Source organism: Micromonospora coerulea (genome assembly GCF_016598485.1).
In the GTDB taxonomy this organism is placed as follows: Bacteria; Actinomycetota; Actinomycetes; order Mycobacteriales; family Micromonosporaceae; genus Micromonospora; species Micromonospora coerulea.
In genome coordinates this window covers 185,740-206,910 of record NZ_JAEMUW010000001.1, presented here as the reverse complement: position 1 = coordinate 206,910, position 21,171 = coordinate 185,740, and the positions used below count along the sequence as shown (strand labels likewise).

The following is a 21,171-nucleotide window of genomic DNA, read 5'->3' as shown; positions in this document are numbered from 1 at the left end:
TTCTTCCACCAACCCCAATCAACGACTGTACCGGAGGGTCACCACGGCGGCTCGGGAAGCGGGTGCTATCGGCCCCGGCGTCCGGTTGCCAACCTGGCCACATCCGTCAGCCACAGGCCGCTGACCTGCTCAGGATCGAACCAGGCGGCCCGCGCGGTGGAGCCGCCGGCGAGTTCGGTCACCACCGCCTCGGTCGGTGCGTCCACCCGTACCCGGTAGATCACCCGGACGGCGTGCCAGTCCAGCGGCCGCCGCTCCGGGCCGAGCGCGGCCGGGTTGTGCAGGTTGTCCACGGCCAGCAGGTCGACCACCCGACCAAGCTGGCCGGCCTCCTCCACCAGCTCGCGGAGCAGCCCGGCGGCCGGCTGCTCGCCGTGGTCCGTGCCACCACCGGGCAGGTGCCACTTGCCGGCGCCCGGATACCCGTCCGCGATCATGGTGAGCAGCACCCGCCCGGCGGGGTCGGTGACCAGCCCGTACGCGGCGAAGCGTTGCCGCCGGTCGGTCGGCGCCGGCCCGAACGGCTCCCGGCCGGCCCGCGCCGGCAGCGGGGTGGCGGGCAGGCCGAGCAGCTCGGCGGTGAACGGCAGCAGCGGCAGCCCGGCCGCCTCGGCGGGGGTGAACCAGCCGGCCCGGTCGATGGTGCCGCCGGCGGCGTCCCGGAGCGTGCCGCCGGTGGGCGTGACGTCGAAGATGATCCGGTCGGTGTGCAGGGCGACGTCGAGTTCGGGGTACCGGGTCACGTCCGCCACCGCGTCGCGCAGGCCGGCCACCGTCACGGTCAGCCCGGTCTCCTCGGCGACCTCGCGGACCACCGCGACCTCGGCATGCTCGCCGTGCTCCAGCCCGCCCCCGGGCAGCTGCCACGCCTCGGGAAAATCCGCGCCGGCCGCCCCCCGGACGAGGAGCACCCGCTCGCCGTCCCGGCACACCCCGTACGCCCCGATCCGCCGCCGCTGGTCCATCAGCTCCCGCTCCCCACACCGAACCGGCCCACCCGTCGATCATGAATCTATTGCCCCCCGGCGCGGCGTGCGGGCAACAACTTCATGAGCACCGGGGTGGGCCGGTGGGTGGGGCGGGTCAGAGGAGGTGGGCGGCTTGGACGGCCTCCGCCGTCACCTCGGTGAGACGGTCGGTGGACAGGGCGGTCAGCTCCTCCCGGCGGAACCAGCGGGCCTCACAGGTGGAGCCACCGACGTCGGCCACCGTGGGCGGGGCGGGCTGGTCGACAACCACCCGGTAGAACGCGCGTACGCCGTGCCAGTCGATCGGGTAGCCCTCCGGGCCGAGCGAGGCGGCGTCCCGGTGGCTCGCCACGCCGAGCAGCTCGACCAGGCGACCGGTCTGCCCGGTCTCCTCCACCAGCTCCCGGATCAGCGCCGCATCCGGCTGCTCGCCGTAGTCCGTGCCGCCGCCGGGCAGGTGCCAGCAACCGGCGCCCGGGTACCCGTCGGAGACCCGGGTCAGCAGCACCCGCTCCTCGGGGTCGGTGACCACGGCGTACGCGGCGAAGCGCTGCGCCCGGTGCAGCCCGTCCGGGCCGGGCACCGCGTAGAAGGAGGGGAACTCGGGGACCTCCTCGGGCACCACGTCCGCCGAGGAGGCGGGCAGCCCCAGGGCGCGCGCGGTGAACGACCGCAGCGGCAGCCCCCGGGCCTCGTCCAGGGTCACCCAGCGCACCAGGTCGGTCGGGCGGTCCACCCGGTCGGTCAGCGTCCCGCCGCGCACCGAGACCGTGTAGAGCAGGCGGTCGGTGTGCAGGGTGATGCCGCGCTCGGGCAGCGCTCGCATGTCGGCGAGCACGTCGGCCAGCCCGGAGACGGCGACCGAGATGCCGGTCTCCGCCGCGGTCTCGCGGACGACGGTGTGCTTCGGGTCCTCGCCGTGGTCGACCGCCCCACCGGGCAGCGACCAGGTGCCGGGCGTGCCGGAGCGCTCCGATGCGCGGACCAGCAACACTCGGCCGTCTTGATCAGCACAAACTGCGTATGCCGCGATCCTGCGGAGCGGCTCCAGCAAGGTGGTCACGGGAGGCAATTCTCCCCGCGCCGGGTTACCTCCATCGAAAAGAGTCGGATTCCTGACTCATCGCTGGCGCCTCAGGGATCGATCAGGGTAGGAGTCCGGGCGGTCACCGAGGCCATCCGCCGGCCGGCGAGCGACCGTGGGGACATGACCTCCACGAGCACTCCTCAGGCCCCGTACAAGCAGCTCCGCCGACCGACCACCGACCGCATGCTGGCCGGCGTGGCCAGCGGCCTCGGCCGCTACCTCGCCGTCGACCCCACCCTCGTCCGGGTGGTCTTCGCCGTCGCCACCCTGCTCACCGGCGGCATCGCCGCGCTGGCGTACCCGATCATGTGGTTCCTGATGCCCGAGGAGCCGGCCGGCGCGCCCGCCTGGCCGCACCCGGCGGGCACCGCGCCGCTCGGCTGGCCGCCCGCCGGCCCGGCGCCGCAGGGCTGGCCGCAGCCCGCGCCCGACCCGGCGGTCCGCCCGGCCGCGACCGCCGGACCGGCGGCCACGCCCGAGCCGGCGCCCCGACCGGAGCCTCAGCCGCCGGCCGCCGCCTGACCCGGCGTCACTCCCACTCGATGGTGCCCGGCGGCTTGCTGGTGACGTCCAGGACCACCCGGTTCACCTCGGCCACCTCATTGGTGATCCGGGTGGAGATCCGCGCGACCACCTCGTAGGGCAGCCGGGACCAGTCGGCGGTCATGGCGTCCTCGCTGGAGACCGGGCGCAGCACCACGGGATGCCCGTAGCTGCGCCCGTCACCCTGCACGCCGACGCTGCGCACGTCGGCCAGCAGCACCACCGGGAACTGCCAGACACCCCGGTCCAGGCCGGCGGCGGTCAACTCCTCCCGGGCGATCAGGTCGGCCTTGCGGAGCAGGTCGAGCCGCTCCCGGTCGACCGCGCCGATGATCCGGATGGCCAGGCCGGGGCCGGGGAACGGGTGCCGCCAGACCATCGCCTCGGGCAGGCCGAGCTGGAGGCCGAGCGCCCGGACCTCGTCCTTGAACAGCGTGCGCAGCGGCTCGACCAGGGCGAACTTCAGGTCCTCCGGCAGGCCGCCGACGTTGTGGTGGCTCTTGATGTTGGCGGTACCGGTGCCGCCACCGGACTCCACCACGTCCGGGTAGAGGGTGCCCTGCACCAGGAACTCGACGTCGCCGTGCGCGGCGATCTCCCGGGCGGCGGCTTCGAAGACCCGGATGAACTCCCGGCCGATGATCTTGCGCTTCTGCTCCGGATCGGTCACCCCGGCCAGCGCCCCGAGGAACCGCTCCTGGGCGTCGACCACCTTGAGCTTGATGCCGGTGGCGGCCACGTAGTCCTTCTCCACCTGCTCCGCCTCGCCGGCCCGCAGCAGGCCGTGGTCGACGAAGACGCAGGTGAGCTGATCACCGACGGCCTCGTGCACCAGCGCGGCCGCGACCGCGGAGTCGACGCCACCGGAGAGGCCGCAGATGACCTCCTTGTCGCCGACCTGCTCCCGGATCCGGGCCACCTGCTCGTCGATGATGTTCTCCGGCGTCCAGGTGGGCTCGATGCCGGCGATGTCGTACAGAAAGCGGGTGAGCATCTCCTGGCCGTGCGCGGTGTGCCCGACCTCCGGGTGGAACTGCACGCCGGCCCGGCGACCGGCCAGGTCCTCGAACGCGGCCACCGGGGCGCCCGCCGACTCGGCGGTCACCGTGAAGCCCTGCGGCGCCTCGGTCACGCAGTCGCCGTGGCTCATCCAGACCGGCAGGTCGTCCGGCAGGTCGCGGAGCAGCACGCCGGCCTCGGCGCGGGCGTGCAACGGGGTGCCGCCGTACTCCCGGTTGCCGGTCTTCGCGACCGTGCCGCCGAGCGCCTGGGCCATCGCCTGGAAGCCGTAGCAGATGCCGAAGACCGGGACGTCGGCGGTGAACATGCCGGCGTCGATCTGCGGGGCGTCGGGTGCGTAGACGCTGGACGGGCCGCCCGACAGGATGATCGCGGCGGGTTCCTTCGCCAGCATCTCGGAGACCGGCATGGTGTGCGGGACGATCTCCGAGTAGACCTTCGCCTCCCGCACCCGGCGCGCGATGAGCTGGGCGTACTGGGCTCCGAAGTCCACCACGAGGACGGGGCGAGGCGTGCTCATGTGCAGAAAGCCTACCGACCGTCACCGCCGGCCCGGGGCGCGGGCCGGCCGCTGGGCGCGGCGCGCCACGATCTAGGGGCGCAGGGCGGCCGGGGCGTGCGCCGGGACCGCCGGCCGGTGCGGGGCGACCGGCTCCACCCGCCGGTACGGCCGCCCGAGCGGCGGTCGCGGGTCCGGCTCGCCCTTGTTGGGCCAGCCCGACATCGCCCGTTCCGCCTGCGCGGTGATGGTCAGCGACGGGTTCACCCCGAGGTTCGCCGACACCGCCGCACCGTCCACCACGTGCAGCCCCGGGTGCCCGTACACCCGGTGGTACGGGTCGATCACCCCGTCGGCCGGGGTGGCCCCGATCACCGCCCCGCCGAGGATGTGCGCGGTCATCGGGATGTTGAACGGCTCGGTCAACGCGCCGCCCGGCGTGCCGTCGATCTCCTCGGCGAGCAGCCGGACCGCGTGGTTGCCGGCCGGGATCCAGGTGGGGTTCGGCGCACCGTGCCCGGGGCCGGAAACCAACCGGCGGCCGAGCGGTCCGCGCCGCCAGCGCGTGGTGAGCGAGTTGTCCGCCGACTGCATCACCAGCGCGATCACCGTCCGCTCCGACCAGCCGCGTACCGACAACATCCGGGCGGCCAGGCCGGGCTGGCGGACGATGCTGCCGAGCCAGCGCCGCACCCGGTGCGGGCCGCCGTCGACCAGCAGCGACTGGAGCAGCCCCATGGCGTTGGAGCCCCGGCCGTAGCGGACCGGCTCGATGTGGGTCTGCGGATCGGGGTGGAACGAGCTGGTGATCGCCACCCCCTCGGTGAAGTCCACCCGGCGCTCGCGGGCCCGCTGGCGGGGCACCGAGGCGCCGAGGATGGCCTCCGAGTTGGTCCGGGTCAGCTCGCCGAGGCGCGGCGACAGCCCGGGCAGCGCCCCGGTCGCCTTCATCTCGTGCAGCAGCCGCTGGGTGCCGAGCGCGCCGGCCGCGAAGACCACCTGGTCGGCGTGGATCACCTGGCGGCGCTTGCGCAGCCAGGCCCCGGTGCGCTCGGTGTGCACGTCGTAGCCGCCGCCGGCGGCCGGCCGGACCGCAGTGACGGTGGTCAGCGGTTGGACCTGCGCGCCGAGCCGCTCGGCCAGCCAGAGGTAGTTCTTGACCAGGGTGTTCTTCGCGCCGTGCCGGCAGCCGGTCATGCACGACCCGCAGTGCGTGCAGCCCGTCCGCTCCGGGCCGGCCCCGCCGAAGTACGGGTCGGGCACTCGCTCGCCGGGCCGGCCGATGTGCACCCCGACCGGGGTGGCGTGGAAGGTGTGCCCCACCCCCATCCGCTCGGCCACCGCCCGCATCGCCCGGTCCGCGCCGGTCTGGATCGGGTACGTGGTGACGCCGAGCATCCGCTTGGCCTGGTCGTAGTGGCGGGCCAGCTCGTCCCGCCAGTCGGTGATGTCCCGCCACTGCGGGTCGGCGTAGAACGCGTCGAGGGGTTCGTAGAGGGTGTTCGCGTAGACCAGCGAGCCGCCGCCCACCCCGGCCCCGGACAGCACCATCACTCCCCCGCCGGCCTTCCGGTCCGCCGAGCGCAGCAGGGTGATCCGTTGCAGGCCGTAGCAGCCGAGCTTCGGCGCCCAGAGGAAGCGCCGGGCCCGCCAGGACGTCTGCGGGAACTGGTCGTCGGCGAAGCGCCGCCCGGCCTCCAGCACGCCGACCGTGTAGCCCTTCTCGGCCAGCCGGAGCGCGGTGACGCTGCCGCCGAAGCCGGACCCGATGACGACCACGTCGTACCGCATGGACGCATCATTACCGACGGGTAGCGGTCGCGCCAGCACGAGTTTTCCGCGATCATGCAGAACGCTCGACGATCCGGACGCCGCGGGCCGCAACGCGAAGTGCCCGTCGGAGCGTTGTCCGGGTACGGGGGAAGGGGACATCGAATGACGCAGGACGCGGCAAGACCACGTCGACGTTGGCTGCTGGGGCTGGCGGCCCTGGTCGCGGTGGCCCTGGTCGCCGCCGGCGCGGTGGTGGCCACCCGGCTGGTCTCGCGGTCCGGGCCGGGCCCGGTCGCCGCCTCGGCGACGCCGACGCCCTCGCTCACCACGGGCGCCCCGGTGACCAGCAGCCCCACCCCGCCCCCGCCCCCGGGCGCCGGCCTGAAGGGGCCGTTGAACTTCCTCATCGTCGGGGTGGACACCCGGGTCACGGTGCCCGGCTGGGAGCCGCACGCCGACGCGGTGATGGTCATGCGCGTGGAGGCGGGGCTGAAGCGGGCGTACCTCTTCTCCCTCCCCCGCGACCTGGTGGTGGACATCCCGGCCTTCCCGAAGTCCGGCTACCCCGGCGGCCGGACCAAGCTCACCCACGCGATGAGCTACGGCAGCCGGGTGCCCGGCGACAAGCTCCACCCGAGCACCGCCCAGGGGTACGAGCTGCTGCGCACCACGGTCAGCCGATACACCGGGCTGCGCATCGACGCCGGCGCGGTGCTCACCTTCTTCGGCTTCGACCGGCTGGTCGACGCCCTCGGCGGGGTGGACCTCTACATCGACCAGCGGGTCGCCTCGATCCACCGGCGCCCCGACGGGCAGTACCGGCCGCACACGGCCAGCGGCTACGTCGGGCCGCAGATGGTCTACGAGAAGGGCAAGCGGCACCTCAACGGCTGGCAGGCGCGGGACTACGCCCGGCAGCGCTACATCGCCGGGGGCGACTACGCCCGGCAGCGCCACCAGCAGCAGCTGATCCGGGCGCTGGTCCGCAAGATCCTCGACCAGGGGCTGGCCCGGGACCCGGACCAGGTCCAGCAGGTGGTCCGCACCCTCGGCAGGACCATGGTGTTCGTCGGCGGTGGCCGGCGGGTGATCGACTTCGCGTACGCCCTCGGCGGGATGCCCGCCGACGGCCTGGTGCTGGTCGGGCTCCCCGGCGACGGGGTCCGCACGGGCGGCGCGTACCGCGGCGAGCAGCTCCGCCCGATCGGCCGACAGTTCATCAGCGAGCTGCGAGCCGGCCGCGCCGACGCGTTCCTCACCGCGCACCCCACCCTGCGCGTCAAGACCTGAGCGGCTCAGCGGGGCTTCGGCTCGGCGGGGCGTTCGGTGCCGTAGAGCCAGGCGTCGAAGAGCGTGTCCAGCTTCCTGCCGGAGACCCGTTCGGCGAGGGCGACGAAGTCGGCGGTGGTGGCGTTGCCGTCCTTCCACTCCGCCGCCCAGGTACGCAGGATGCGGAAGAAGGCGGTGTCGCCCACGGCCACCCGCAGCGCGTGCACGGTCATCGCACCCCGCTGGTAGACCGACTCGCTGAACAGATCGTCCACCCCCGGCCGGCCCGGCGGGGTACGCCAGACCTGCCCGGACGCCGTCGCGTACCTCTGGTCGAAGGCGCGCTGCACGGTGGACTCTCCGGTGTGCTCGGCCCACAGCCACTCGGCGTAGGTGGCCAGCCCCTCGTTGAGCCAGATGTCCTGCCACCGTTGCAGCGACACACTGTTGCCGAACCACTGGTGGGCCAGCTCGTGCGCGACCACCCCGGTGTCGTCGCCCGGCCGGAAGAACCCGGCGGAGTAGACCGGCCGGGTCTGGGTCTCCAGCGCGTACCGGATCCGGTCGTCGGCGACGACCACCCCGCCGTACGCGTCGAACGGGTACGGCCCGAAGACGCTCTCCAGGTAGTCGGCCACCTCGACGGTCCGGTCGATCGACCGGTCCGGGGCGCCCTTGGCCACCTTCGTGGTGACCGCGCTGAACACCGGGCGTCCCTTGTGCTCGCCGGTGGTGACCCGGAACCGGCCGATCACCACGGTGCTGAGGTAGCTGGCCATCGGCGCGCCCTCGGACCAGCTCCAGGTGGTCCACCCGTCCCGGGTGGTCCGCCCCTTCGGCACCCCGTTGCTGATCGCGGTGAGCCCCTTCGGCACGGTTATCTCGATGTCGTAGGTGGCCTTGTCCGACGGGTGGTCGTTGACCGGGAACCAGGTGCTGGCCGACTCCGGCTGGCCCAGCGCGATCGCGCCGTCCGCGGTGTGCAGCCAGCCGCCCTCGCCCAGCGCCTCGTTGCGCAGCGCGGCCGGCACGCCGTCGTACCGGACCTCCGCGGCGAAGCCGTTGCCGGCGGTCAGGCCGGTGGCCGGAGTGACGATCAGCTCGTCGTCGGCCCGGGCGTGGGTGGCTGGGGCGCCGTCCACGGTCACCGAGCGCACGGTCAGCCCGGCCAGGTCCAGGTGGAACGCCGAGAGGTTCGCGGTGGCGGTGGCCCGCACGGTGGTCGTGCCGGTCAACCGGTCCCTCGCCGGGTCGTAACGGACCCGCACGGTGTAGTGGGCGACGTCGTAGCCGCCGTTGCCGTAGCTGGGGAAGTAGGGGTCGCCGGCACCGGCCGCGCCGGGCGCGAACGTCCGGGAGGCTGTCGGCGAGGGCGACACCTGCGCGGTTGTCGTCCGTTCCTGGCCGGCCGAGTCGCAGCCGGCCAGCGCCAGCGTCCCGACCACCAGCAGCCCGAGCCCCCGTAACGGGCCCCGCCGCATCCGCGTCATCGCTTCGACCTCCCGGGAACGACCGCCAGCGGCCCGCCCGGGCCGCTCCGCCCGCGGCAGCCTACCGAGCGGCGCTCAGCGACGCCTCACGGCAGGGCCGGCGCGGTGCCGCCGACCAGCCAGGCGTCGAGCAGCGGGCGCAGCGGCCGGCTGGCGACCCGTTCGGCGTACGCCACGAAGTCGGCCGTGGTGGCGGTCCCGCCCCGGCGCTCGGTGACCCAGCCACGCAGGAGGCGGAAGAACGTCGGGTCGCCGACGGCCCGGCGCAGCGCGTGCAGAGCGAGCGCGCCACGCTTGTAGACGGCGGTGCCGAACAGGTCCGCCGGACCCGGGTCCAGCACGGGCTGCGCCCAGTCGGTGGCGGCGTACTCGGCGGCCACGGTCCGCGGCACGCTGCGACCGCCATCGTGCTCGGCCCAGAGCCATTCGGCGTACGTGGCGAAGCCCTCGTTCAGCCAGATGTCGCTCCACCGGGCCACCGAGACGCTGTCGCCGAACCACTGGTGGGCCAGCTCGTGCGCGACCACCTCGGTGTCCGGCCGGCCGGAGCGGAAGAAACCCGGCCCGTACACCGGCCGGGACTGGGACTCCAGGGCGTACCCGATGCGCGCGTCGGCGACCGCGATCCCGCCGTACGCGTCGAACGGGTACGGGCCGAAGCGGCCGGCCAGGAAGTCGGCGATCTCGCCGGTGCGGGCGATCGAGGCGGCGGCCGGCCCGTCGGCGGGCAGCGCGGCGGCCACCGCGGTGACCATCGGCTTCCCGGCGTGGGTGCCGGTGGCCACCCGATAGTCCCCGATCACCAGGGTGGCCACGTAGCTCGCCATCGGCGCGCCCTCCGACCAGCGCCAGGTGGTCCAGCCGTCCCGGCTGGTCCGTTCGCCCGGCACGCCGTTGCCCAGCGCGACCAGCCCGTCCGGGACGGTCACCTCGACCTGGTAGGTGGCCTTGTCGGAGGGGTGGTCGTTGACCGGGAACCAGGTGCTCGCCGAGCCGGGCTGGCCGAGCGCGATCGCCCCGTCCGCGGTGGCCTGGAAGCCGCCACTGCCCAGCTCCCCGTTGGACAGCGGTTGGGGCACCCCGCCGTACGCCACGTCGACGGTGAACCGGGCCCCGGCGGCTAGCCCGCGCGCCGGAGTGACGACCAGCTCGGCGTCGTCGCGGCGGTGCCGGGCCGGGGCGTCGTCGACGCGGACCCGGTCGACGGTCAGGCCGGCGAGGTCCAGGTTGAACCGGGACAGCCCGGCGGTCGCGGTGGCGGTGACGGTGGCCTCGCCGGTGAGCCGGTCGCTGCCCGGGTCGTAGCGCACCTTCAGCCGGTAGTGCTGGACGTCGTACCCGCCGTTGCCGGCTCCTGGCACATACGGATCCCCCGCGTCAGCCGCCCCCGCCCGGAACCCCCGGTCGCCGTGGGTGCACCCGCCCCCGACCAGCAGCACCACCCCCAGCACCGCCGCCGCCCCGCCCCGCCGCCACCTCACCAGCCGAGCCTAAGCCGACAGCCCGGGCCGATCATGGAGTTGTGGCAGATGGCGAACCGGAAGCACCGGGGCGATCCGGGAACCACACCTCCATGATCGACGGCGGGGTGTGCGGTCAGCGGTCGAGGACGAGGCCGACCTTCTGGAACTCCTTGAGGTCGCGGTAGCCGCACTTGGCCATCGCGCGGCGCAGGCCGCCGAAGAGGTTGAGCTGGCCGTCCGGCTCGTCGGCCGGGCCGAAGAGGAGCTGCTCCATGGAGCCGAGCGGCTCGCCGGCCACCTCGAACGCGCCCCGGGGCAGCGACGGGTGGCTGGCGGCCGAGTGCCACCAGGCGCCGCCGGCGGGGGCCTCCGCGCAGAGGGAGAGCGGCTCGCCGAGCATCACCGAGTCCGCGCCGCAGCCGAGCGCCTTGGCGATGTCGCCGGAGGTCTGGATGTCGCCGTCGGCGATCAGGTGGACGTACCGGCCACCGGTCTCGTCGAGGTAGTCCCGGCGGGCAGCGGCCGCGTCGGCGATCGCGGTGGCCATCGGCACCCGGATGCCGAGCACGGAGTCGGTGGTCGACCAGTCGTCGCCGCCGATGCCGACGATCACGCCGGCCGCGCCGGTGCGCATCAGGTGCAGCGCGGTCTTGTAGTCGGTGCAGCCGCCGACGATGACCGGCAGGTCGAGGTCGGCGATGAACTCCTTGAGGTTCAGCGGCTCCTCGGTGGTGGAGACGTGCTCGGCGGAGACGATGGTGCCCTGGATGACCAGGATGTCCACGCCGGCGTCGAGGATCACCGGGGCGAGCGCCAGGGTGTGCTGCGGGGAGACGCGCACGGCCACCGTGCCGCCGCCGGCCCGCAGCTCGCGGACCCGCTCGGCGATCAGGTCGGGGCGGATCGGCTCGGCGTACACCTCCTGCAGCCGCTTGGTGGCGCGGGCGTCCTCGCCGAGGCCGGCCAGCTCCTCCAGGACCTTGGCCGGGTTCTCGTACCGGGTCCAGAGGCCCTCGACGTTGAGCACGCCGAGCCCGCCGAGCTGGCCGAGCCGGACGGCGGACGACGGGCTCATCGTCGCGTCCGACGGGTGCCCGACGCAGGGAATGCCGAACTGGTACGCATCGAGCTGCCACGCCGTGGAGACGTCGTCGACGTCCCGGGTGCGGCGGCTCGGCACGATGGCGATGTCGTCCAGGTGGTAGCCGCGCTGCGCGGTCTTGCCCAGCCCGATCTCGACCACGTCACGCATGGGGACTCCAGGTGGTTGGGGGTGATGGTCAGCGGGAGTGGTAGTTGGGCGCCTCGACCGTCATCTGGATGTCGTGCGGGTGGCTCTCCTTGAGGCCGGCCGCGGTGATCCGGATGAGCTGGCCCCGCCGGTGCAGCTCGGGGATGCTCTCCGCGCCGACGTAGCCCATCGCGGCCCGCAGTCCGCCGATGAGCTGGTGGGCGACCGCCGAGAGCGGGCCCCGGTAGGGCACCTGGCCCTCGACGCCCTCGGGGACCAGCTTGTCCTCGGCGAGCACGTCCTGCTGGAAGTAGCGGTCCTTGGAGTAGGACTTGGCCTGGCCGCGCGACTGCATCGCGCCGAGCGAACCCATCCCCCGGTACGCCTTGTACTGCTTGCCGTTGATGAAGATCAGCTCGCCGGGGCTCTCCTCGCAACCGGCCAGCAGGCTGCCGAGCATCACCGTGTCGGCACCGGCCACCAGCGCCTTGGCGATGTCGCCGGAGTACTGGATGCCACCGTCGCCGATGACCGGCACGCCGGCCGGGCGGGCGGCCCGCGCCGCCTCCATGATCGCGGTGATCTGCGGTACGCCGACGCCGGCGACGATCCGGGTGGTGCAGATGGCACCCGGGCCGACGCCGACCTTGACGCCGTCCGCGCCCGCGTCGACCAGCGCCTTCGCGCCGGCGTACGTGGCGACGTTGCCGCCGACGATGTCGATGCTGACGTCGGACTTGAGCTGGCGGACCATGTCCAGCACGGCCCGCTGGTGCCCGTGCGCGGTGTCCACGATCAGGACGTCCACGCCCGCGTCGACCAGGGAGCGGGCCCGCTTGTACGCGTCCTCGCCGACGCCGACCGCGGCGGCGACCCGGAGCCGGCCCGCGTCGTCCTTGGTGGCGTTCGGGTACTGCTCGCTCTTGGTGAAGTCCTTGACGGTGATCAGCCCGCGCAGCCGGCCCGACTCGTCGACGATCGGCAGCTTCTCCACCTTGTGCCGGCGCAGCAGGTCGAGCGCGGCGTCCTTGCTCACCCCGACCGGTGCGGTGACCAGCGGCGTCCGGGTCATGATCGAGTGGACCGGGGTGGCCGGGTCGGAGACGAAGCGCATGTCCCGGTTGGTGACGATGCCGACCAGCTGGCCGTTGGCGTCGACCACCGGCACGCCGGAGATGCGGTACCGGCCGCAGAGCTCGTCGACCTCGCGAAGGGTGTCGTCCGGGCTGGCGGTCACCGGGTTGGTGATCATGCCGGACTCGGAGCGCTTCACCAGGTCGACCTGGAGCGCCTGGTCCTCCAGCGAGAGGTTGCGGTGCAGCACGCCGATGCCGCCCTGGCGGGCCATGGCGATCGCCATCCGCGCCTCGGTGACGGTGTCCATCGCGCTGGAGAGCAGCGGCACGGTCAGCTCGATGTTGCGGGTGAGCCGCGTGCGGGTGTTGACCCGGCTGGGCACGACGTCCGACTCACCCGGCTGGAGCAGCACGTCGTCGAAGGTCAGCCCGAGCGGCACCACGCGGGCCGAACCGGCGGGCAACTCGGGCAGGTGACCGCCCAGCTCGCCGCCGTCGGTGCCGGCCGGAAGGTCGGTGCTGGGCGAATTCTCCACGATTGCTCTCCTGAGCTGGTCGGACGGGCTTCAGCGAGGCGGCGCGCGCGGGCACCGACGCAGGCCGAAGTGACGGCGCGTCGCTTCATCGTACCCATTGAGCTGGGCCGGCCCCGGCAGTGGCGGCGCGGGAGAGCGGCGCCACCGTGAGCGCCGGGGGCGGACTTCCCCCGCCGGTTGGGACTACGGTGAGGGGGTGCACGACGAGCCCATCGACCCGTTCAACGGCGACCCGGCCGATCCGACCGCCGGTCTGCAGGATCCGCGCGAGGACGACGCGCTGGACCCGCTGACCGAGGTCGAGCGCCAGGACGTCCTGGAGGATCTCGCCGACCTGGAGATCTACCAGGCCCTGCTGGCGCCGATCGGGGTGCGCGGGCTGGTCATCGAGTGCGAGGACTGCCGCGAGCCGCACTACTTCGACTGGGACCTGCTCCGCGGCAACCTGCGCCACCTGCTCACCTCAGGCCGGCCGCGGGTGCACGAGCCGGCCTACGACCCGGACCCGGACCACTATGTCACCTGGGACTACGCCCGGGGCTACGCCGACGGCGTGCACGACACGCTGACCGAGGGGACCGACGAGGACGACTCCGCCGACGCCTGACCGACTGCCGAGCCCGCCCGGCGGCCCGGTGGTCGGGAGCGGGTCAGGCGACCAGTCCGGCGCGGAAGCCGGCGGCCACCGCGTGCGCCCGGTCCCGGGCGCCGAGCTTGCGGAACAGCCGCCGGGCGTGGGTCTTGACGGTGTCCTCAGAGACGAACAGCTCCCGGCCGATCTCCGCGTTGCTCTTCCCCTCGGCCATGCCGAGCAGCACCTGGAGCTCGCGTTCGGTCAGCCCGACCGGGGTCCGCCCGGTGCGGGCGCCCACGCCGGTGCGCGGCTGACCGCTCGGCGCGGCGGGCTCCGGCTCGCCGCCGGCCGACTCGGCCTCGTCGTCGCCGCGCTGCACCGGGACCACGGTGGGTCCACCCCCGGCCCCCTCCACCCAGGGCTGTGCCGGCCCGCCCGGGGTACGCCCCGCCGCGGTGGACCGGGCCGACCCGCCGACCGCCGCGGCGTCCCGGGCCGGGTCGGTCACCCGGTGCCGGGCCGACCGTCCGGGGGCGGTGAGCAGCAGCAGCGCCTTGGCCACCGCGCTGGTGAGGTCGTGGTCGGTCCCCTGGATCAGCCCCCGCGCCCCGGCGCTGATGGTGGCCGCGGCGGCCTCGGACTCCTCGGCGCCGAGCAGCAGCACCGCGGCCTGCGGCGCGCGGGCGAGCACCCGGCGTACGAAGCCGGCGCTGTCCGGCCGGGTGAGGGCGGTATCGGCGAGTACGACGTCCACCGGACGCTCGGCCAGCCGCAGCATCACCTCGGGATCGGAGACGGCTGTCCGGACGATCGCGGACAGCCCCAGTCGGGCCGCCGCGGAGGTCAGCTGCTGGGCCGCGGTCGGTGTCCGAACGCACACGAGAACGGTACGCACAGTTGGTCTCCTCTCCGTCTCAGAGCAGACCACGGCCGGCTCGCGCCGCGAGGTGGTTCCGGTCAATCATCCGAACTTTTCCGACAGTTGGGGCATATGGCGCATGTTGTCCGAGGTTTTCGATCACAGATGTGTGAGCGCGGGAAAGCCCGGGTACCGAGACGCCAGGCCGGAAACGGTGCGCCTGCGCGGACCGCCGCCCGGTAGCTGGCCACGAAGGATTCTCCGCGGTGCCGCGCGGGAGGAGGGATGCTGATGTCGAACGTACGTAGACTGCCAGGACCCATCGTCGATCTCTGGGACTGGCAGCGACTCGGTGCCTGCCGGGGCCGCGACAGCGCCCAATTCTTCCACCCGGACGGCGAGCGGGGCTCGTCGCGGCTGCGCCGCGAGTCCGGCGCCAAGGCCGTCTGCCGCACCTGCCCGGTCCGGGCCGAGTGTGCCGCGCACGCCCTCTCCGTCCGCGAGCCGTACGGCGTGTGGGGCGGGTTCAGCGAGTCCGAGCGGCTGCGGCTGCTCGCCCTCGGCTGGGAGGACCTGGCCGACCGCCGGCAGAGCCGGGTCGACGTGGCCCGGCTGGAGGCCCGCCTCGGCCGTCCACACAAGTCGACCGTGCCGGACCAGCGCAAGGTCGCCTGATCCCGGTCACTGACATACCGGCGCCGCGTCCCCTCGGGGGCGCGGCGCCGTCTCGTTGCCCGGCCGCGCCGTCCCGCGGGCTCCGGTGAGCAGACCCCTCGGGCCGCCGGCTTCCCCGCCGCCGGTCGGGGACGCGCATGCTGTGATGGGCGGGTGGAACTGCGAGAGATGCGGGCGTTCGTGGTGGTCGTCGAGCAGGGCAGCCTGTCCGCCGCGGCACGGCGGTTGCACGTCAGCCAGCCCGCGCTCTCCCAGACCATGAACGCGCTGGAGCGGCAGCTCGGTGTGCAGCTGCTGACCCGCCGAAGCACCGGTGTGCAAGCCACCGACGCTGGCCTGACGCTGCTCGCCGAGGCTCGTGCGGTGCTCGCCCGGCACGACCAGGCGGTGGCCGCCGTGACCCGGCACACCGGCGCGGGCGACAGCGTGCTGCGGCTCGGGATCCCGCTCGAGCTCCCCACCGACCTGCTGTCCGGGCCGCTGGCCGAACTCGCCACCGCCTACCCGGGCACGCGGGTCCAGGCCCGCCACCTGTCCACCGCGGCACAGCTCGCCGCGCTGCGCGCCGGCGACATCGACGTCGGCCTCGTGCGGGAACACCCGATCGGTCCCGACCTGGACGCCGTACTGGTCGTCGCGGAGCCGCTGGGCGTGCTGCTGGCCGCCGAACCGGCCGCGGCCCTCGCGGGACCCGACGGGATCCGGTTGGACGCCCTCGCCGGGCTGGACTGGGTCGGCTTCCCCCGCTCCGGGAGCCCCGCCTGGTACGACGAGCTGACCGCGATCCTGCGCAGCCACGGCCTGGACCTCGGAGCCGGCGCGCCGGAAGGGCAGGAGCTGATCCCCGAGGTGAAGCTCGCGGCCGTCACCGCCGGTCGCGCCTTCGCGCTGGCACCGCCCAGCTGGCCGCAGCCGATCCCGGACTCGGTCACCTGGTCGCCGCTGGTCGGGCATCCCCTCGTCCGGCGTACCTGGGCGGCGTGGCCGGCCAGTTCCCACCGGCGCGACCTTGGCCATCTCATCGCCGCTCTGGAGATACGGGGAGCGGACCGGGTCTGACCCTCGCCGGCCGGGGTCGCTTATGGCGGCCATAAGTCGCTCGATCAGCTCGGCGGGAACCCGTGCGCCCCCGCGCGACTTGCACTCACTGGTCGGGGCACGCCCGACCGAAACCGTTCTCTCAGAGATGTGGGTGCACAACGATGACAGCATTGCGAGGCAGGTCGGCCCTGGTGACCGGTGGCAACAGCGGCATCGGCCGGGCGACGGCGATCGCCCTCGCCGACCTCGGCGCACACGTGGTGATCTCCGGCCGGGACGAGGCCCGGGGCAACCAGGTGGTCCGGGACATCCGGGCGGGCGGCGGCCGGGCGGACTTCGTGGCCGTCGACCTGCGGGACGAGGCGTCGGCCCGAGAACTCGCCGCGCGGACCAGGGAGCTGGTCGGTGACGTCGACATCCTGGTCAACAACGCCGGGATCTATCCGTTCGGTCCCACCGACCAGACAAGCGACCAGACGTTCGACGCCGTCTTCACGCTGAACGTGAAGGTGCCGTACTTCCTGGTCGCCGAGCTCGCGCCGGAGATGGCGAAGCGCGGCCACGGCGCGATCATCAACGTGAGCACGATGGTCGCCGAGTTCGGCCTGGCCGGGATGGGCCTGTACGGGGCGAGCAAGGCGGCGCTGGTGCTGCTCACCAAGTCCTGGGCCGCCGAGTACGGGCCGCACGGCGTCCGGGTCAACGCGGTCAGCCCGGGCCCGACCCGTACCGAGGGCACCGCCGGGATGGGCGCGGACCTCGACCAGCTCGCGGCCTCGATCCCGGCCGGCCGTCCCGGCTCCGCCGAGGAGATCGCCGAGGCGATCACCTTCCTGGCCACCGACCGGTCGAGCTTCGTACACGGCGCGATCCTGCCGGTGGACGGTGGACGCGTCGCCGTCTGAGCCGGTTGCCCGTACCGCGCGGCCCGCTTCCCGATGCTCTGTCGGGGAGCGGGCCGCCGCCCGGCCGGGCTGGCGCGGGCCACGGCCCGGTTCACCGGAGGACCCCGACCGGACGCGGATACCGCCGCTGGTCAGCGGACGGTGACCGGCACGCTGTGCCAGCCGGTGGCGCCGTCCGGCTCGACCGGCCGGCGCTGCGGCGTCTGGGTGACGCCGTCGGCGTCCGTGGCCCGCACCTGGAGGGTGTGCTCGCCCGGCGTGGCGTCCCACCGCCAGGACCACTGCACCCAGGTGTCCACCGAGACCGTCGGGGCGAGGGTCGCCTCCCGCCACGGGCCGCCGTCCACCCGGACCTCGACCTTGCGGATGCCGCGGTGCTGCGCCCAGGCCACCCCGGCCACCATGACCGGACCGGCGGTGAGCCGGTTGCGCGGCCGCGGCGCGTCGATCCGCGACTGGGTCTTGATCGGACCCTGCGCCGACCACCCGCGCGGCACCCAGTACGCGTCGAAGTCGGCGAAGCTGGTCAGCTCCAGCTCGGTGACCCACTTGCACGCCGAGACGTAGCCGTAGAGACCGGGCACGACCATCCGCACCGGGAAGCCGTGCTCGACGGGCAGCGGCTCGCCGTTCATCCCGACCGCCAGCAGCGCGTCCCGACCGTCCCGCAGCACCGCCGTCGGGGTGCCGCAGGTCCAGCCGTCGACCGAGCGGCCGACCACCTGGTCCGCCCCCTCCTCCGGCCCGGCCTCGTCGAGCAGCTCCTTGATCGGCACGCCCAGCCAGCGCGCGTTGCCGATCAGGTCGCCGCCCACGTCGTTGGAGACGCAGGCCAGCGTCACGTACCGCTCCACCATCGGCCGGGCGAGCAGGTCGTCGAAGCTCAACTCGAGTTCCCGACGGACCCGGCCGTGGATGCGCAGCCGCCAGGTCGCCGGGTCCACCTGCGGCACCACCAGCGCGGTGTCGATCCGGTAGAAGCCCGAGGTCGGGGTCACGTACGGGGCGAGCTGGGCCAGCGAGAGGTCCGCGCCGGCCGGCACCGCCGGCGCGGCGGCCGACGGGGTGGGCAGGGCGACGGCCCGGCGGGCCGCCGACACGCCCCGCCGCCCGGCCAGCCAGTGCCCGCCGAGCCCGGCCACGGCGGCCGCACCCAGCAGCGTCCCGACCCCGGTCAGGAACCGCCGCCGTCCCTCCGGGTCGACCTCGTCGCGACCGGGCGCGGGTGGCACCGCCGGCTCGATGGGCCGGGCCTCCGGCGCGGCTCGCTCGACGGGCCGGGCCGCCGACACCGCCGGCTCGGCGGACCGAGCCTCCGCGGCGGCCGGCTCGACGGGCCCGGACGGCTCGACGGGCCGGCGTTCGGACGCCTCCGGGGAGGGCTCGCGGCCGGGTGGCACCGGCGGTGCGGCCGGGGCGGCTGGCGACCAGGACCAGAGCTGGGGTTGCAGCGGACCGGCCAGGAGCAGCCAGAGGGCAAGCGCGCCGAGCGCACCGCCGACCAGCGAGGGCAGCGCGTCGAAGAGGTTGGCGCCGGCCCGGGTCAGCGCGGCGGCCACCCCGAGGGCGGCGAAGGCGGCGATGCCGGCCAGCCCGATCCCGAGCCGGCGGGCGGCCAGCACACCGAGCGCCGCGGCGAACGCCCCGAGCAGCACGGCCGTCCCGACCAGCAGGGCGATCTTGTCGTACGTGCCGAAGACCGCGATGGCGAACTGCTTCAGCGGCGCGGGCACGACGTCGACGACCAACCCGCCGACGGCGATCAGCGGTGCCGAACGGGCACCGGTGAGGACGGCCACCGGTTCGGCGGCGCCGATCGCCACGGCGGCGGCGGTGATCCCGGCCAGCGCGGCGTACCCGCGGGACGTGGTGGTCATCGGGCCAGTCTTGTCGATCACCGGGCCGGACCGGTAGCCGCGTCAGCGTTCCGTAACCAGATACGGATCAGGGCACACCGTCGGCGTGACGGTGTGCCCTGACGATGCCGTACGGCGTCGGGTCAGAAGCCCGGGCCGTGCTGGTGGCCGTGGCCGTGGCCGTGCCCGCCGGCGGCGGCCGGCTCGGCCTTCTCCGGCTTCTCCACCACCAGGCTCTCGGTGGTGAGCAGCAGGCCGGCGATCGAGGCGGCGTTGGTGACCGCGTTGCGGGTCACCTTCACCGGGTCGATGATGCCGGACTTGACCAGGTCGACGTACTGGCCGGTGGCGGCGTCGAGGCCGTTGCCCCACTCCTTGCCGGCGACCTTCTGCACCACCACGTAGCCGTCATGGCCGGCGTTCTGGGCGATCCACCGCAGCGGCTCGACCAGGGCCTTACGCACGATCGAGACGCCGGTCTTCTCGTCACCGGTGAAGCCGAGGTCGTCGTCGAGCGCCGGGATGATCTGGGCCAGGGCGGCACCGCCACCCGGGACCGTGCCCTCCTCGACGGCGGCCTTGGTCGCCGCGATGGCGTCCTCGATGCGGTGCTTGCGCTCCTTCATCTCGACCTCGGTGGCCGCGCCCACCTTGATGACCGCGATGCCACCGGAGAGCTTCGCCAGCCGCTCGGCCAGCTTCTCCCGGTCCCACTCGGAGTCCGAGGCCTCGATCTCCTTGCGGATCTGGGCGACCCGGTCGGCGACCTCGGAGGCCTGGCCGCCACCGTCGACGACGGTGGTGGTCTCCTTGTCGACCACGACCCGCCGGGCGGTGCCGAGCACCTCCAGGCCGACCTGGTCGAGCTTGTAGCCCAGCTCCGGGGCGACCAGCTCGGCGCCGGTGAGGATCGCCATGTCCTGGAGCATCGCCTTGCGGCGGTCACCGAAGCCGGGGGCCTTCACCGCGCAGACCTTGATCGTCTTGCGGATCGCGTTGACGACCAGGGTCGACAGCGCCTGGCCCTCGACGTCCTCGGCGATGATCAGCAGCGGCTTGTTGTTCTGGAGGACCTTCTCCAGCAGCGGCAGCAGCTCCTCGATCGCCGAGATCTTCTGCGTGGTGATCAGGATGTACGGGTCCTCCAGGACCGACTCCTGCCCCTCCACGTCGGTGACGAAGTTCGGGGAGATGAAGCCCTTGTCGAACTGGAGACCCTCGGTCACGTCCAGCTCGGTGTGCAGGGCGGAGCCCTCCTCGACGGTGATGACGCCGTCGCGGCCGACCTTCTCCATCGCCTCGGCGATCAGATCGCCGATGGTGGCGTCCTGCGCGGAGATCGTCGCGACGTGCGCCACCGACTCCTTGTCGGCCACCTCGACGGCCCGGCCGAGCAGCGCCTCGGAGACCTTGGCGGCCGCCGCGTCGATGCCCCGCTTGAGACCGGACGGGTTGGCGCCGGCGGTCACGTTGCGCAGGCCCTCGCGGACCATCGCCTGGGCCAGCACGGTCGCGGTGGTGGTCCCGTCGCCGGCGACGTCGTTGGTCTTCGTCGCCACCTCCTTGACCAGCTGCGCGCCGAGGTTCTCGTACGGGTTGGTGAGCTCGATCTCCTTGGCGATGGTCACACCATCGTTGGTGATCGTCGGCGCACCGAATTTCTTGTCCAGGACGACGTTGCGCCCGCGCGGGCCGAGGGTGACCTTGACCGTGTCCGCGAGGGCGTTGACACCATGCTCGAGCAGGTGCCGGGCGTCGTCCGAGAAGCTCAGGATCTTCGCCATGAATGTCCCTTCGAAGCGACGTTGCCCCGGCCCGGCGAGCCGGACCGGGGCAACGACACTGATCGGTTGCTTACTTCTCGATGACCGCGAGGACGTCGCGGGCGGAGAGCACCAGGTACTCCTCGCCGGCGTACTTGACCTCGGTGCCGCCGTACTTCGAGTAGATGACGGTGTCGCCGACGGAGACGTCAACCGGGATCCGGTTGCCCTTGTCGTCGATCCGGCCCGGGCCGACAGCGAGGACGGTGCCCTCCTGCGGCTTCTCCTTGGCGGTGTCGGGGATCACGATGCCCGACGCCGTGGTGGTCTCAGCCTCGTTCGCCTGGACCAGGATTCGGTCCTCGAGCGGCTTGATCGCAACCTTGGTCGCGGTAGTCACGGGCATACCCTCCTGGGGTACTTGGTTTCGTTGCCGGACGGCAAGCCGAACGGCGTCAATCTGCCACATGCCACCGGGCGGGGCCGTCGTCGCGGGTGCCGGTCCGCCTGGCGTTCAGCGACCGGGCCGAGGCCCGGAAGCTG

The 21,171-nt window shown here is 73.6% G+C and carries 18 protein-coding genes; 6 read left to right on the top strand and 12 right to left on the bottom strand.

Going from position 1 to position 21,171, the window contains the following annotated elements; genetic code table 11:
• Positions 1-65 precede the first annotated feature (65 nt).
• A complete protein-coding gene (locus I8N68_RS01040; protein ID WP_200206448.1) occupies positions 66-965 on the bottom strand; it encodes an NUDIX hydrolase in 900 nt (299 codons plus the stop codon).
• Between the two features lie 118 nt (positions 966-1,083).
• The gene (locus I8N68_RS01035) at positions 1,084-2,031 is read right to left on the bottom strand and encodes an NUDIX hydrolase (RefSeq protein ID WP_200206445.1); all 948 of its coding nucleotides are present in this window, start codon (positions 2,029-2,031) and stop codon (positions 1,084-1,086) included.
• 144 nt (positions 2,032-2,175) lie between these two features.
• On the opposite strand from I8N68_RS01035, the gene I8N68_RS01030 reads away from it, so the two are divergent.
• Entirely contained in the window at positions 2,176-2,577 is a 402-nt protein-coding gene (locus tag I8N68_RS01030) for a PspC domain-containing protein (RefSeq protein WP_200206442.1), read from the top strand.
• A 7-nt stretch (positions 2,578-2,584) separates the two neighbouring features.
• Here I8N68_RS01030 and guaA read toward each other — a convergent pair whose 3' ends face one another.
• Both guaA and I8N68_RS01020 read right to left on the bottom strand, forming a co-directional pair.
• The gene (gene guaA / locus I8N68_RS01025; protein ID WP_200206439.1) at positions 2,585-4,138 is read right to left on the bottom strand and encodes a glutamine-hydrolyzing GMP synthase; all 1,554 of its coding nucleotides are present in this window, start codon (positions 4,136-4,138) and stop codon (positions 2,585-2,587) included.
• 72 nt (positions 4,139-4,210) lie between these two features.
• Positions 4,211-5,908 (bottom strand): FAD-dependent oxidoreductase, encoded by a 1,698-nt coding sequence (locus I8N68_RS01020; RefSeq protein ID WP_200206437.1) that lies wholly within the window; start codon positions 5,906-5,908, stop codon positions 4,211-4,213.
• Between the two features lie 144 nt (positions 5,909-6,052).
• On the opposite strand from I8N68_RS01020, the gene I8N68_RS01015 reads away from it, so the two are divergent.
• Positions 6,053-7,180: an LCP family protein gene (locus tag I8N68_RS01015; protein ID WP_200206435.1), complete on the top strand. Its 1,128-nt coding sequence runs from the start codon at positions 6,053-6,055 to the stop codon at positions 7,178-7,180.
• Positions 7,181-7,185: 5 nt separating this feature from the next.
• On the opposite strand, the gene I8N68_RS01010 is transcribed toward I8N68_RS01015, so the two are convergent.
• The 4 genes from I8N68_RS01010 to guaB form a co-directional block, all read right to left on the bottom strand.
• On the bottom strand, positions 7,186-8,640 hold the full coding sequence (locus I8N68_RS01010) for a M1 family metallopeptidase (protein WP_200206941.1): 1,455 nt from the start codon (positions 8,638-8,640) through the stop codon (positions 7,186-7,188).
• Between the two features lie 95 nt (positions 8,641-8,735).
• Complete coding sequence (locus tag I8N68_RS01005; protein ID WP_307812452.1) at positions 8,736-10,130, bottom strand: M1 family metallopeptidase; 1,395 nt, start codon at positions 10,128-10,130, stop codon at positions 8,736-8,738.
• 115 nt (positions 10,131-10,245) lie between these two features.
• Positions 10,246-11,364, bottom strand: a complete 1,119-nt coding sequence (locus I8N68_RS01000) for a GuaB3 family IMP dehydrogenase-related protein (RefSeq protein WP_200206432.1) — start codon at positions 11,362-11,364, stop codon at positions 10,246-10,248.
• 28 nt (positions 11,365-11,392) lie between these two features.
• Positions 11,393-12,955 (bottom strand): IMP dehydrogenase, encoded by a 1,563-nt coding sequence (guaB, locus tag I8N68_RS00995; RefSeq protein WP_200206429.1) that lies wholly within the window; start codon positions 12,953-12,955, stop codon positions 11,393-11,395.
• Positions 12,956-13,151: 196 nt separating this feature from the next.
• Here guaB and I8N68_RS00990 point away from each other — a divergent pair, with 196 nt between their 5' ends.
• Entirely contained in the window at positions 13,152-13,562 is a 411-nt protein-coding gene (locus I8N68_RS00990; RefSeq protein WP_200206427.1) for a DUF5319 domain-containing protein, read from the top strand.
• A gap of 43 nt (positions 13,563-13,605) precedes the next feature.
• On the opposite strand, the gene I8N68_RS00985 is transcribed toward I8N68_RS00990, so the two are convergent.
• Positions 13,606-14,424: a helix-turn-helix transcriptional regulator gene (locus I8N68_RS00985; RefSeq protein ID WP_200206425.1), complete on the bottom strand. Its 819-nt coding sequence runs from the start codon at positions 14,422-14,424 to the stop codon at positions 13,606-13,608.
• Positions 14,425-14,679: 255 nt separating this feature from the next.
• Here I8N68_RS00985 and I8N68_RS00980 point away from each other — a divergent pair, with 255 nt between their 5' ends.
• The 3 genes from I8N68_RS00980 to I8N68_RS00970 all read left to right on the top strand — a co-directional run bounded on the left by I8N68_RS00980 (position 14,680) and on the right by I8N68_RS00970 (position 17,009).
• A complete protein-coding gene (locus I8N68_RS00980) occupies positions 14,680-15,063 on the top strand; it encodes a WhiB family transcriptional regulator (RefSeq protein ID WP_200206423.1) in 384 nt (127 codons plus the stop codon).
• A gap of 153 nt (positions 15,064-15,216) precedes the next feature.
• A complete protein-coding gene (locus I8N68_RS00975) occupies positions 15,217-16,122 on the top strand; it encodes a LysR family transcriptional regulator (protein ID WP_200206421.1) in 906 nt (301 codons plus the stop codon).
• 143 nt (positions 16,123-16,265) lie between these two features.
• Positions 16,266-17,009, top strand: coding sequence for an SDR family NAD(P)-dependent oxidoreductase (locus I8N68_RS00970; protein WP_200206418.1), 744 nt, complete (start codon positions 16,266-16,268; stop codon positions 17,007-17,009).
• Positions 17,010-17,140: 131 nt separating this feature from the next.
• Here I8N68_RS00970 and I8N68_RS00965 read toward each other — a convergent pair whose 3' ends face one another.
• From I8N68_RS00965 to groES, 3 genes are all read right to left on the bottom strand, one after another.
• On the bottom strand, positions 17,141-18,886 hold the full coding sequence (locus I8N68_RS00965) for a molybdopterin-dependent oxidoreductase (RefSeq protein ID WP_200206416.1): 1,746 nt from the start codon (positions 18,884-18,886) through the stop codon (positions 17,141-17,143).
• 122 nt (positions 18,887-19,008) lie between these two features.
• Positions 19,009-20,649 carry a chaperonin GroEL gene (gene groL / locus I8N68_RS00960; protein WP_200206415.1) on the bottom strand — a complete coding sequence of 547 codons (1,641 nt, stop codon included), beginning with the start codon at positions 20,647-20,649 and terminating at the stop codon, positions 19,009-19,011.
• A 70-nt stretch (positions 20,650-20,719) separates the two neighbouring features.
• On the bottom strand, positions 20,720-21,028 hold the full coding sequence (gene groES, locus I8N68_RS00955) for a co-chaperone GroES (protein ID WP_504739812.1): 309 nt from the start codon (positions 21,026-21,028) through the stop codon (positions 20,720-20,722).
• Positions 21,029-21,171: the final 143 nt, after the last annotated feature.